The 12,149-nt window shown below is 63.0% G+C and carries 9 protein-coding genes; 6 read left to right on the forward strand and 3 right to left on the reverse strand.

Annotation, left to right across the window (positions count from 1 at the left end):
* Positions 1-162: 162 nt before the first annotated feature.
* The 3 genes from AC1HFW_RS29940 to AC1HFW_RS29950 form a co-directional block, all read right to left on the reverse strand.
* Positions 163-3,078, reverse strand: coding sequence for a Tn3-like element IS1071 family transposase (locus AC1HFW_RS29940; protein ID WP_003049965.1), 2,916 nt, complete (start codon positions 3,076-3,078; stop codon positions 163-165).
* Between the two features lie 114 nt (positions 3,079-3,192).
* Positions 3,193-3,897 carry an isocitrate lyase/PEP mutase family protein gene (locus AC1HFW_RS29945; protein WP_079385910.1) on the reverse strand — a complete coding sequence of 235 codons (705 nt, stop codon included), beginning with the start codon at positions 3,895-3,897 and terminating at the stop codon, positions 3,193-3,195.
* Positions 3,898-4,382: 485 nt separating this feature from the next.
* Entirely contained in the window at positions 4,383-6,242 is a 1,860-nt protein-coding gene (locus AC1HFW_RS29950; RefSeq protein WP_197970338.1) for a glutamine--tRNA ligase/YqeY domain fusion protein, read from the reverse strand.
* A gap of 69 nt (positions 6,243-6,311) precedes the next feature.
* On the opposite strand from AC1HFW_RS29950, the gene AC1HFW_RS29955 reads away from it, so the two are divergent.
* The 6 genes from AC1HFW_RS29955 (at position 6,312) to AC1HFW_RS29980 (ending at position 12,133) form a co-directional block, all read left to right on the forward strand.
* Positions 6,312-7,163: an AraC family transcriptional regulator gene (locus AC1HFW_RS29955; protein ID WP_052157284.1), complete on the forward strand. Its 852-nt coding sequence runs from the start codon at positions 6,312-6,314 to the stop codon at positions 7,161-7,163.
* 124 nt (positions 7,164-7,287) lie between these two features.
* Positions 7,288-7,797 carry a peptide-methionine (S)-S-oxide reductase MsrA gene (msrA, locus tag AC1HFW_RS29960; RefSeq protein ID WP_008652077.1) on the forward strand — a complete coding sequence of 170 codons (510 nt, stop codon included), beginning with the start codon at positions 7,288-7,290 and terminating at the stop codon, positions 7,795-7,797.
* 85 nt (positions 7,798-7,882) lie between these two features.
* On the forward strand, positions 7,883-8,371 hold the full coding sequence (locus AC1HFW_RS29965; protein WP_034053978.1) for a peroxiredoxin family protein: 489 nt from the start codon (positions 7,883-7,885) through the stop codon (positions 8,369-8,371).
* Positions 8,372-8,375: 4 nt separating this feature from the next.
* Positions 8,376-9,908: a protein adenylyltransferase SelO gene (locus AC1HFW_RS29970; RefSeq protein WP_074423286.1), complete on the forward strand. Its 1,533-nt coding sequence runs from the start codon at positions 8,376-8,378 to the stop codon at positions 9,906-9,908.
* A 567-nt stretch (positions 9,909-10,475) separates the two neighbouring features.
* The gene (msrB, locus tag AC1HFW_RS29975; RefSeq protein ID WP_034054008.1) at positions 10,476-10,916 is read left to right on the forward strand and encodes a peptide-methionine (R)-S-oxide reductase MsrB; all 441 of its coding nucleotides are present in this window, start codon (positions 10,476-10,478) and stop codon (positions 10,914-10,916) included.
* The gene (locus tag AC1HFW_RS29980; protein ID WP_008647313.1) at positions 10,913-12,133 is read left to right on the forward strand and encodes a bifunctional alpha/beta hydrolase/OsmC family protein; all 1,221 of its coding nucleotides are present in this window, start codon (positions 10,913-10,915) and stop codon (positions 12,131-12,133) included. The genes msrB and AC1HFW_RS29980 overlap by 4 nt, the downstream gene beginning before the upstream one ends.
* The last annotated feature ends 16 nt before the right edge of the window (positions 12,134-12,149 follow it).

Consider the following 12,149-nt stretch of genomic DNA (forward strand, 5'->3'; position numbering starts at 1 on the left):
CCGCGGCTTGTCGCAAGCAGGGGTCTCCTCGTTTTCAGTGCAATAAGTGACGGTACGAAAAGCTAGCACTGGCGCGGAGGTGGTGTTGGTAGATCGTTGATTTCATTGACTTTCCTGTTCACTTTCAAATCTGCGATTCGTGGCGTCAAACCGTGGTCGGTTTCATCCATTGGTGCCAGTTATCGATGCATTTGGCCGCGAAGGCAGGATTTGGTCAGCATAGCGGTCAACCGGGAAGCGAAACACACCCCGCAAGTTGATGCTCTCCAGCCTGGTGGGCGCAATCTTCCCGATCAGTTCCGGTGGAATGACCTGGCGGCGGTTCGACCAGCGATCCAGGACCGCCTGCATCTGTGAGGTATTCCACGCCATCACGATGTTGGCCATCAGGCTCAACGCATCGGCCACAGCCTGCATTTCATCGACACGTTTGGCCTGCGCCGGGCTGATCCGGCCGGTATAAATGGCGCGCTTGAGGGCGTTAACAGCCTCGCCCCGATTGAGCACCCGGCGCAACTCGTTCCTGAAAGCGTCCTTGACAAAGTAGTCAGCCAAAAACGCCGTACGCAGCAACCGCCCCAATTGCACGCCAGCCTCATAGATTGGATCGCCCTGGGCGGCAGAACCGAACCGCGCAAGAGCTGCCACCGCACTGGCATGTCCGCTCATGACCGAGGCTGCCAGGTGCACCAGACTATCCCAATGCTTTTCGATCAAAGCGACGTCGACATTGGCTTCGCACACCGCAGCGATTTCTGCGGGCACTTTGGTGCCGCGTGGCACAAAGAGGTGGCGCTGTTTGAGTTCCTTCAACCGCGGGCAAAGATCAAAACCAAGCAAACGGGCATGTGACATGGCAAAGTCGGTGTAGCCATGGGTATCCACAGCAAGCTGGCTGGTCTCCAGCTTTTCTTGGCGGATGACACCTTCAATGGCCACGCCCGCCTGGCGCTCATTGAGCACAAAGGGCTGCGCATGGAAGATGCCCCACCGGTCTTTTACATGGGAGTAGATTCCAATGGAAGGTGTGTTGCGCCGAGGATCAAGCCGGGCTTGCCACACCCGTTTGGTGGTCTCCATGCTCATCATGTCAGAAGATGCCAAATCGGACCGCCCCCAGGTGGCGGCAATCGGGTGTCGCTGCATGAATTCCAGCACAGCCTGGCAGGCCTGGCTCAGACGCCGTTCGTCCCGCGCCCAGCGCATGGCCTGGCGAATGCTGGTGGCAGACAATTGCGGAATCATGCGCGCGCATTCGACCGCAGTCAGACTGGTGCCGTGGGCCATGATGCCGGCATAGACCATCAGCAGCTCGTCGGTAGAGCGCGGCTCACGTCCGAGCATGATCCAGCTAAAGCGCACCTGGGCGTCAACGGCCAGAATCACTTCCGGCAATTGAACCTCACCGATGCGGTGATCCAAAGCCGCGCGCAGCTTGGTCACTTCTGGGTCTTCGTCCTCTGCGGGCAATGGCGACAAATGGAGTTCATCATCCACGCGCAGTACGCCACTGCGGGCTGCAGCGGCCACCGCATCGACACCGGCAGTTACTCTGGCCAGCAAAGGCTTCAAGAAAGTGGCAGCCTTGCTGGGTAACGATAGACGGGCATAGTGTTTCTTGGACTCTGCCTGCCAACGCTCGTCCGTGAAGAACAAGCGCGCACGACCCCGAAAGCTCAGGCTGTGCTCAATCCAGACCGAGCCATTGCGCACCGCGCGGCGCAGGGCAAACAGGGTGGCCACCTCCAACGCCTGAAACGCCCGTTCCCGGTCTGGGCTGGAGATCGAAACCTGCCAGATCATTCCCAGACTTGGTGCCACCACTTCAACTGGCAGCTTTCTGGATCCTTTGAGATATAAAGCTTGCAGCTTGGCAAGGTACTCGATGGCAGGATGCTCGCCGGTGGCCTGCCAGGGCAGCTTTGCAATGGCGACGAGCAACGACCGCACGGGGCGAATTCCATCAATCAATCCCTCGCGGACCAGGGAGGCCCTGCTCGGTGGTTTGCGTTTCTGGGTTTCGGTGATCAAGGCTTCAAGACGGGCACGCAACTCAGCATCTGGCACCGCACCTTGCGCGCTCAAGGCAACAAGTTCGCCGAGCAGCGTTTTGTACATTGCGGCCCAATTGACGGTAGCGGGGACATCGGCGGCAGCCTGACGCCACAGATCGGCGATCCGGCGCTGCACCATAAGGATCAACTGGTCTGTGGTGGTGAACAGGCAATACCGAAGAAAGCATGCGACCTCCACGGTGCGCGCTGGCTCTTTGATCTTGGCTCCGGCTGAGGGCGGCCTGGAGACAAGTCGGCGCGCGTAGCGGCGCAAGATGAGATCGGGGATGTCTGCCAGGTGCTTATGAACGTCCAGCGTGTAAAGCAGGTCGATGCGCTCCAGTACCTCGCTGATTTGGCGGGTTGAGTGTTTCGCCGGTGCAGCCCATAGCCAACTCTGCTGGGTTTGTCCATCTGGGCGCAGCTCTGAAACTGAGGCTCGCCAGCGATCAAGTGTTGCTGGATCAACGCTGGCGGCGATGGCGGTGCCTGTTTCAACTTCAAGCTGGGCAAGTGCCGCCGCAATCAGTGTCCGAATTGCCCGCTCGTGCACGATCACCAGCTTGTTCTTGTACAGCCATTGACGCGCCCGCACGAGTAGCTGATCGCGGTCGGCGCAGCGCGCCACTTCGTCGCGCAGTTCACGTACCAGTGAGCGGCGCTGGTGCTCGCTCATCCACTGGAATCCAAGGACCGTGCAGGCTACTTGTTGGTGATCGAATAGCGTGCGCCCGCGTTCATACATGGCTCTCAGCGAGGCGACTTCTGGTGCTGCAATGCCAAGCTCGTTGCCAAGGTGGCGCCACAAGGCTACTGGAATTACCCGAAAGGCACCGAGCAAACGCCCACTCATGCGCAGGAAACCAATATGGAGCGCCAGACCAAGCTTGTGGGAATCACCTCGGCGTGCATTGATTGCGTCGCGCTCGGCACCATCGAAGGTGAAAAATGCCTTCATCTCGAAGTCGCTGATATCGCGGGGGAGCCCACGCATCCCCAAAAACGTTGTGTGCCAACCCTGCATCGTGAACCTCAAAAGTGGGAGGCCACCATACCCGTTTACAAAGCGAACAGGAAAGTCAATGAAATCAACGGTCTACCCAGACCACCCCCGCGCCAGTGCTAGCTTTGCGTACCGTCACTTATTGCACTGAAAACGAGGAGACCCCAAAGATCCGAGTTGGGGCACGGTGAGAGGTGAACCTGTCAGGCCCATGACCACGGTGAGGGGGGCATTGATCTCCCGGACGAGCGCTTCGATGGTCTTGGGGTCGGAAGCCCCCGGCACAAAGAGGCAATCCGCACCCGCCTCTCGGTACGCATTGCATCGCTCGACGGCCTCTGCAAAAACATTGCTCGCACCAGTCAGGTAGACATCGGATCGGGCCGTCAGAACAAAAGGAACTCCCGACGCGTCCGCGGCGCGTCTTGCTGCCCGAACGCGCGCGACAGCGTGCTCTCTGTCGAACAGGGCTTGCGCAGGATTGCCGCTGTAGTCCTCGATGTTCGCGCCCACCACACCAGCACGAATCGCAGCCGCGATGGTTTCTCCAACCTCTTCAGGGCTCGCACCGTAGCCCGACTGGAGATCGGCGGAGACAGGAAGTGGACTTGCCGCAGCAATGGACCCCACGCGATCCAGCATGGTCTCCCTGCTCACAGCAGCTTCTTGATCAGGGAATCCCAGCGAGAAAGCCACGCCTGCACTCGTAGTGGCGATAGCGGGAAAGCCGCAGGACGCGAGCATCAGCGCACTACCAACGTCCCAAGCGTTGGGCATCAGAAAGATGGCCTCGGCAGTGTGCAATTGCTGGAACCGTAGACCCCGTTGGATTTGGCTCATTATGGCCATCCTAGTCGCCGAAGTTGGTGGCGGGTACTTCAGTCGGTATCGTGCGTATGGGCAATCTCGCCCAGACACCGCATCAACTTGTCGTAAAGCGTGCGCCCTGTTGTCGGGGGAGGTATGCCACACACCCATGTACTTCCTGCCGTTTTTGCGATTTGGTAGAGCGCCTCACTTTTCGACCATAACCAGCGCATGCACAGATTCGTCGGTGTCGAAAAACGGCTCACGTTGCTTGCGTGGTTGCTTTAGGCAGCGCGTTCGAATCTCCTCGGGACGATTCAAGACAGGTTTACCGGGCAAACGCTCCGCAACTCCTATGTGGCCGTGTCAACCGCGCGTTGTTCCGGATCTGTTCACCTACTCGCCAAAACGGAGTAGATAGCTACCCCCAGATTCTGAGAGTGAAGTGGTGCAAGGCGATGTCTTCAACAAAGACGATTTGTACGAGGCATTAAGCAAGCACAGAGTGGGAATAGCGATCAATTCCAACGATCCTTCAACCCCGTCACCCGGTTGAACACCACTTTCCCGCCCACCCCGTGGTCCGCACGGTCGGCCACGAAGTAGCCGTGGCGCTCAAACTGGAATTTCTGGTCTGGCTTCGCTGCAGCCAGTGAAGGCTCCACAACCGCCGTCACCACCTTCAGGCTGTCGGGGTTCAGCGCGTCCAGGAAGTTCTTGCCGCCCGCGTCGGGTTGCGGGTCGGTGAACAGGCGGTCGTACAGGCGCACTTCGGCGCTCACCCCGTCGGCGTTGCCCACCCAGGTGATGGCGGCTTTGGCCTTGACGCTGTCGGCGCCGGGGGTGCCGCTCTTGGTGCCGGGGATGACCTTGGCGTGCACTTCGGTCACTTTGCCTTCGGCGTCTTTGGCGCAACCCGTGCATTCGATGACGTAGCCGCCTTTGAGGCGCACCACGTTGCCTGGGAACAGGCGCTTGTAGCCCTTGGGCGGCACTTCTTCAAAGTCTTCGCGTTCGATCCACACGTCCTTGCCGATCTTGAAGACGCGGTCAGGCGGCGGCGTCTGGCCTTCGGCAATGGTGCTGTGGGGCAGGGCGGGCTGGGTGCAGTCTTCGGTGTAGCCGTCAGAGCCGAACACTTCGGCCCAGTTGGTGAGCACCAGCTTGACGGGGTCAAGCACGGCCATGCCGCGGTGGGCCTTGTTTTCCAGGTCTTCGCGCAGGCAGCCGTCGAGCGTGCTGTAGTCGATCCAGGAGTCGCTCTTGGTCACGCCGATGCGTTCGGCAAACAGCTGGATGGCCTCGGGCGTGTAGCCGCGGCGGCGCAGGCCGACGATGGTGGGCATGCGCGGGTCGTCCCAGCCGCTGACTTTCTTCTCGTTCACCAGCTGCGCCAGCTTGCGCTTGCTGGTGATCACGTAGGTCAGGTTCAGGCGCGCAAATTCGTACTGCCGCGGCGGTGGGGCCTTGAGCAGGCCGCCTTCGCACAAACGCTCCAGCAACCAGTCGTAGAACGGGCGCTGGTCTTCAAATTCCAGCGTGGCGATGCTGTGGGTGATCTGCTCCAGCGCGTCCTCGATGGGGTGCGCGAAGGTGTACATGGGGTAGATGCACCAGGCGTCGCCCGTGTTGTGGTGCGTGGCGCGGCGGATGCGGTAGATGGCCGGGTCGCGCAGGTTGATGTTGGGCGAGGCCATGTCGATCTTGGCGCGCAGCACGGCGGCGCCGTCGGCCAGTTTGCCGTCGCGCATCTCGCGGAAGCGGGCCAGGTTCTCTTCCGGGCTGCGGCTGCGGAAGGGGCTGTCCACGCCGGGCTTGCCGAAGTCGCCGCGGTTGATGCGCATGTCTTCGGCTGTCTGCTCGTCCACATAGGCGTGGCCGGCGGTGATAAGGTATTCGGCCGCGCGGTACATGAAGTCGAAGTAGTTCGACGCGTAGTACAGGTGGCTTTCCTGCTTGCCGTTGAAGTTGGATTCCCAGTTGAAACCCAGCCACTGCACCGCGTCGAGGATGGAGTCCACGTACTCCTTTTCTTCCTTCTCGGGGTTGGTGTCGTCAAAGCGCATGTGGCAGACGCCGCCGTAGTCGCGCGCCAGGCCGAAGTTCAGGCAGATGCTCTTGGCGTGGCCCACGTGCAGGTAGCCGTTGGGTTCGGGCGGGAAGCGGGTGCGGATCTTGGCCGGGTCGGGCTGGCCGGCGTCGTGGAAGGCGGCATCACCCGGGCCGCCGCCCCATTGGCGCTGGGCGTAGGTGCCGGTGGCGAGGTCTTTTTCAATGACCTGGCGCAGGAAGTTTGACGTCCTGAGCGCCTGGCCCTCAATTTCTGCGGGAGCTTGGTGGTGTCGAGAGATGCTGGACGAAAGGGACGGGGGGGGCATGCAGTCATTCTAAGGAGAGGCGGAAGCTCCAAGATAATCAAGGTCTAACCCACAACAGGTGTCACGCGCTTGAACCAAAGCACTCCCTTGCCGAACGCCTCTCTGCTGAACCAGCTGTTACGGTTCACCCCCACGGCGCGCATGTTTTTCTCGGGAAATCTCTGTACCCTGACGCAGGGATCCGAGGCTGACGGCCTCAAGCAGGGGACGATGCACCTGCTGAGTCGCGGCGAGCTGCAACTGACGCGCAAGGGCTTTGCGCCGCTGAACGTGCGGGCGCCCAGCGTGCTGTTGCTTCCCCGCGCGTTGGAGCACTGGGTTCAGGGCTCAGGGCCGCAGGGGGTGGACCTGATGTGCGCCACCCTCAGTGAATTGGCGCCGCCGCTGGACATGATCTTGCCGGACGTCACGGTGATTGACTTGACCGCCACGTCATCGCTGCAGCGACCGGTAGAGCTGCTGTTCGAGGAGGCCGAGGCACGTGCTTTTGGTTATCGGGCAGCGATCGACCGCCTGCTGCAATACACCTTCGTGGTGCTTGTGCGTCACCTGATTGATCGGCAACTGCTGTCCGGCGGTGTGCTGGAGGCCATGGTCGACAGCCGTCTGGGTGTGGTGCTGTCCATGCTGCACGAATCGCCAGAGCACGACTGGACGCTTGACAGCATGGCGGAGCTGGCGCACCTGTCCCGGTCTGCCTTTGCCCTGCGCTTTGTCCAGGTGGTGGGCATACCGCCGTTGACCTACTTGACCCACTGGCGCATGGCGGTTGCCCGCAACCTACTCGCGCAAGGGCAGGCAGTGAAGGCGGTGGCCTCTCAGGTGGGCTACGGTAATGCCACCGCATTCGCGCGAGCGTTTCAACGGGCCTCGGGGCAATCGCCCAGCGCTTGGCAGATGGAGCATCTGAGTCAGCCGTAGGTCCATCGCGCCCTGGTTCTGGACGATCGGTGGCGTGATGCGGACGCCGAATGCCGTTGTGCTGTGCCGAACGGACCCGACTTCAGGTTCAATGCCTTGAGGCAGAACTTTGAAGGAGATCACGATGAACCCGAGCGAAAAAGCAGTCCTGGCCGGCGGTTGTTTCTGGGGCATGCAGGACCTGGTGCGCAAGCTGCCTGGCGTGTTGCGCACCCGTGTGGGCTACAGCGGCGGCGATGTGCCCAACGCCACCTACCGCAACCACGGCACCCACGCCGAGGCGTTGGAGGTGGAGTTCGACCCCACGCAGACGAGCTTTCGCGACCTGCTGGAGTTCTTCTTCCAGATCCACGATCCGAGCACCCCGGGGCGCCAGGGCAATGACCGCGGCAGTTCCTACCGGTCGGCCATTTTCTACACCTCGGACGAGCAGCTGGCCACGGCGCAGCAGACCATTGCCGATGTGAATGCCTCGGGTTTGTGGCCGGGCAAGGTGGTCACCGAGCTCGCGCCCGCGGGGCCGTTCTGGGAGGCCGAGCCCGAGCATCAGGACTACCTGGTCAAGCACCCCAACGGCTACACCTGCCACTACCCCCGTGCGGGCTGGAAGCTGCCGCGACGCGAGATCGGCTGACGGCCAACGCTCAAGAACGGTGGGGGTCGGCGCGCCAGTGGGCGGGCCGACCCGGTGTGTCTGTTTTTTTCCTGAGGAGATGGTGATGCAATCCCGGTGCATTCAACAGGCGCCCGAGCTGCGGGTGCCGTGGTGGATCGACGGCGAAGGGCGCAGCATGGCACCGCTGAAGCTGTCCGATCTGGGCGACGGGTTCAAAGTGATCTTCTGCTTCCAGCACTGGTGTCCGGGCTGCCACAGCCATGGCTTTCCGACCCTGCAGAAGCTGATCAAGGCGTTGGGCGATCGCGGCTTCGCGTTTGCCGCGGTGCAGACCGTGTTCGAGGGCGCCGAGTCCAACACCTTCGAGCGCCTGCGCGAGACGCAGTTGCGCTACGGCTTGAACATTCCGTTCGGACACGACCCTGCGATCGGACGCGCGTCGTCGCTCATGGCGGACTACGGGACGCGCGGCACGCCGTGGTTTTTGGTGATCGATCCGCTGGACGAGGTGCTCTACAGCGACTTCGAGCTCGACGAGCGGCAGCTGATCGGGGCGTTCGGCGCTTCGAACGATGGTCTCAAGGCGGCCTGAAGTCATGCGTGCGTCCACACCAAAGGCCGTGTCGGAGCCGAAGACGCCGGGGACGGGCCCGGCGTTTCGGCTGCCGTTTGACAACAGCTTCTTCCGGGACATGCAGGGGTTCTATGTGCCTTGGAAGCCCGAGCCGTCCCCGGCCCCGGCCTGGGTGCAGTTCAACGACGCCCTGGCGCTGGAGCTGGGGCTGGAGCCGGCGACGCTGAAGTCTGCGACCGGTCTGGCGTGGCTGTCCGGCGTGGAAATGCCGGCTGAGGCGGCGCCGCTGGCGCAGGCCTACGCGGGACACCAGTTCGGCCAGTTCTCGCCACACTTGGGGGATGGCCGCGCCTTGCTGCTCGGGGAACTCATCGACACGGCAGGACAGCGTCGGGACCTGGCCCTCAAGGGGTCGGGCCGTACGCCGTTTTCGCGCCGTGGCGATGGCAAGGCGGCACTGGGCCCGGCGCTGCGCGAGTACCTCATGGGCGAGGCCATGCACGCGTTGGGCATTCCCACGACGCGTGCGCTGGCGGTGATCCGGACCGGTGAGCGGGTGAACCGCGAGGGCTCGCCCCCCGGGGCGATCTTGGTGCGCGTGGCGGCCAGCCACTTGCGGGTGGGCACTTTTGAGTTCTTCGCGGCGCGGGAGGAGGAGGTGATGCTTCGGCGGCTGCTCGACTATGCCGTGGCGCGGCATGACCCCGCCCTCGCCAAGCTTTCCGACAAGCCCATTCCGATGCTGGAGGCCGTCTGTGAGCGGCAGGCGCAGCTGATTGCACGCTGGATGGGCGTGGGCTTCATCCACGGGGTGATGAACACCGACAACATGAGCATTTCGGGCGAGACCATCGACTATGGTCCGTGTGCGTTCATGGAGGGTTTCGATCCGGCCACGGTGTTCAGCTCGATCGACCGTCAGGGGCGATATGCCTACGGCCAGCAGCCGGCCATGGCGCAATGGAACCTGGCCCGTCTGGCCGAAGCGTTGCTGCCGGTTCTGGACGCCCGCGATATCGACGTCGTGGAACGGGTGGAACAGGTGGTGGCCGGGTTTGCCGTGCGCTTTGACCGGCATTGGACCGGGCAGCTGCGCGCCAAGCTGGGCTTGGCCGCTGAAGAGCCGGACGACCGCGCCCTGGCGGACGACTTCCTGCAGCTGCTGCAGCGGGAAAAGGTGGACTTCACGCTGGCGTTCCGCCTCCTGTCCGACGCCATCACGGGGCCGGATGCCGCACTGCACGACCTGTTCGGACGGGAGCGCCCGGCGCTCTCGGACTGGCTGGCGCGCTGGCGCCAGCGCATGGCCCGGGAGGGAAGGACCTTGCAGGACTGCGCCGCAACGGCGTGGTCGGTCAATCCCTTCGTGATCCCGCGCAATCACCAGGTGGAGGCGGCGCTGTCGAGTGCCGTGGACGAGGCCGACCTCGGTCCGTTCGAGCGCCTGCTGGCGGTGCTGGGGCGGCCGTACGAGACGGTGGAGTCCGCGCGGCCATTCACGCTGCCGGCCTCGCCCGAAGTGGCCGCAGCCCACCGCACCTTCTGCGGCACCTGATTGGGGTATCCTACGATTTCTGAAAGGAGACTTCGCATGACCACAACGAAACAGGAACCCGGTGTCCTTGGCGAAGCGGCCGCTCCCCTGGGTGTGACCCGGTGGGTGGACGCGTCGGGCCAGGCGCTGGAACACTTCGACCTGGACCGCATGCCCGGCCGGTTCAAGCTCATCTTCTGTTTTCAGGACGCCTGCCCGGGGTGCCATGCGACCGGCTTTCCGGCGCTTGCCCGGGTGGTCGACGCGTTTCGGGGGAGCGACTTCGTCGGGTTCGCCGCAGTCCAGACCGTGTTCGAGGACTTCGGTTCGAACACCTGGGAGCGCATGCTGGCCAATCACTCCCGCTACGCGCTGGGCATTCCCTTCGGGCACGACGCCGGTGACGAACAGGACGGCGCGGGTTCGGAGCTGATGCGCCGCTACCGCAACGGCGGCACACCCTGGTTCATCCTGATCGATCCCGATGGCAGAGTGGTCTACAACCATTTCCGAATCGACGCCGACAAGCTCGTCACCTTTCTCAAGCGGCTGGAAAACGAACCGGCGGCACCGGAGCCTGGGCCCGACATGTTGACTTGGAAAGGAGTGATTCAACTGGTGGAAACGGGCAACCCGACGCCACCGCGCCGAGTTGAGCGCAGCGAAGCCGAGTGGGCCCAACAGCTGACGCCCGAGCAGTTCCGAATCACGCGGCTCAAGGGCACCGAACGGGCGCACAGCTCCTCGATGTGTACGCTGTTTTCGCCCGGGATCTACCGGTGCGTGTGCTGCGGCACTGAACTATTCGATGCGTCGACCAAATATGACAGCCGCAGCGGCTGGCCCAGCTTCACGCAGGCCATTGCCCCGGGTCTGGTGGGCTATCACGGAGACAACAGCCACGGCATGGTGCGGGTGGAGACGACGTGCAACGTCTGCGACGCCCACCTGGGTCACGTGTTTCCCGACGGACCCAAGCCCAGCGGTCTGCGCTACTGCATCAACGCCCTGGCACTGGAGAAAGCATGAGCAGCGAAAAGGTAGGCTTCGCTGGCAGCAGCCAGGGTCTGCTGGTGGGTGTCTTGGAACGCCCGGACCATGCACCGTTACAAGCCCTGGCGGTGTTTGCCCACTGCTTTACCTGCGGAAAGAACTCTCTCGCCGCGACCCGCATCAGCCGGGCGCTGGCTCAGCAGGGCATCGCCACGCTGCGCTTTGATTTCACCGGTCTGGGCGAGAGCGAAGGCGACTTCGGGCGCGGTGGCTTTTCGTCCAGCGTGGCGGACATTGTGGCGGCGGTGCACTGGATGCAGAGCACGATCGGCATGCCTGCACTGTTGGTCGGACACAGCCTGGGGGGGACGGCGGCCATCGCGGCGGCTGCCCGCCTCGACGGCATACGGGCGGTTTGCACGCTGGGCGCACCCGCGACGGCCGACCATGTGCTTCGTCACTTCGGTCCGACCAAGTCCGAAGAGGATGGGCAGATCCAGGTCGACCTGGGCGGCCGGGCGTTCAGGATCGCGCCGGCCTTCATTGAAGAGCTCCAGGCCCAAGCCCACGAGAACCCGGTCAAGGGGCTTCGCGCGGCCTTGCTGGTTATGCACGCGCCAAGTGACGCGGTGGTGGACATCGGCGAGGCACAGGACCTGTTCAAGGCGGCCAGACATCCTAAGAGTTTCATCAGCCTGGACGATGCGGACCATCTGCTCACGCGCCCGGCCGATGCGCAGTATGCGGCTGACCTGATTGGCGCCTGGGCCTCGCGGTTTCTGCCGATGCGAGCCGAGCGAAACGATGCGCCGTCGGACCTTCGTGCGGGCGAGGTGTGGGTGGGGGAGCACGATCACGCCTTCTGGCGATCGATGCGAGCAGGTCCGCACCACCTCGACGCCGATGAGCCCAAGGAAGTGGGTGGTGGCGAACGCGGGCCCGATCCTTATGAACTTCTGCTGATGTCGCTGGGCGCCTGCACGTCCATGACATTGCGCCAGTACGCCAAGCGAAAAGGCTATGCGCTCAAGGATGTCCAGGTCAGGTTGCGTCATGAGCGCGCGCACGCGACCGATTGCCAGGAGTGCGGGGATCGCTCGGGACAGGTTGACCACGTCACGCGGCAGCTCCTGCTGAGCGGACCGTTGAGTGAAAGCCAGCGACAGGACCTGTTGCGCATCGCCGATCGTTGCCCCGTGCATCGAACGCTGGAGAACCATCCGGTGATCACCACCACACTGATTCGGGACTGATCCCAACCACACACAA

The sequence above is a fragment of the Achromobacter sp. ISS7 genome (assembly GCF_056523125.1).